This is a genomic window from Vibrio sp. Vb0667, assembly GCF_033391095.1.
This window is the reverse complement of sequence record NZ_JAWPOL010000420.1, coordinates 1-1,026: the sequence shown is the minus strand read 5'-3', so window position 1 is coordinate 1,026 and position 1,026 is coordinate 1. Positions and strand designations below refer to the sequence as shown.

Annotated in this window: 2 protein-coding genes; one reads left to right on the top strand and one right to left on the bottom strand. The window is 43.3% G+C overall.

The annotated features are described in order from the left end of the window. Positions 1–480, bottom strand: a 480-nt coding sequence (locus tag R8269_RS26355) for an ATPase (protein WP_318223054.1), incomplete at its 3' end; no start/stop codon positions are given. Positions 481–556: 76 nt separating this feature from the next. On the opposite strand from R8269_RS26355, the gene R8269_RS26350 reads away from it, so the two are divergent. Beyond that, on the top strand, positions 557–1,026 hold a 470-nt coding region (locus R8269_RS26350), incomplete at its 3' end, for an SH3 domain-containing protein (protein WP_318223053.1).

Genomic DNA, 1,026 nt, shown 5'->3' with positions numbered 1-1,026 from the left:
AAATTGTGAGGAGAGGGTCGTATAGTCTTTAGCCAGTTGTTGAGCGTTTTCTCGATACCATTCTGCACTGATTTGGTTCGCTGTTTCATTATTATGTCTGCAACTTTGAGCGAGCTTTTCCCAGCCATTGGCTGCCCACTGCGACTCGGTACTAAGCTTGATAAGCTCATTTGCTTTTTGCGTTAACTCTTCTTTGTACTGAACCGAGGCTTTTAGCTGATTTTGGAACAGGTTTTGATTGTACTTAGCGCGCCATAACAAACTGAGTTCATCTGTGGAAAAAGTTTGCGAAAGCAGTTGGCGCTGCTTGTGTTCACTTAACAAGGTGTTGAACACCTTAACATGCTGATTGTAGTTGGACTCTAAACGATTGAATTGGGTAAGATTGTCATTCCAAGAAGATGGATTACATTGAACATTGGCGAACCCTAGCAAAGGGAACAAGATAAGTATCAGCATCCAGTAGTGTTTGTTGATCATGATTGCTCACGTAAGTTAACCGTCTCTAAACAGTATAGATGGCGAGATAAGCACAAAGAATAAAAAGGAAAAGAACATGAAAAAAGTTCTCATCGCAGTGTTGATTCTTCTGCTGCTGGGTGGCGCGGGTGCTGGTTACTATTTCTTTTTTATGCAAAAAGACGAACCTGAAAAGCCTGTTGCGGCTAAAACGGAAAAGGCGCCTGTAGATAAAGGGGATGCCTCCAAACCCATCATGGATTTAGAAGCGCCAGCTCCTGAAATCACGGAATATTACGTTATCGAGCGTCGCGTTAACGTTTACAACAAGCCTGATGATAAGTCTTTGATAGTTGATGCGCTTTACAAAGGCGAAAAAGTGTCTGTGCTGGAAAAGGTCGAGGGTTGGTTTCGTCTATCTGACTACATCGTTTACGAAGATGGTGGAGAAGAGACTGCGGAATGGGTCAACTCGAAAGGTCTCTCTGACGCTGAGCCTGTCATCAAAGAGCAAGAGCGATTAGAGATCTTGGATGGTTACCTGCAAAAGTCAGACGATTTGAAGGA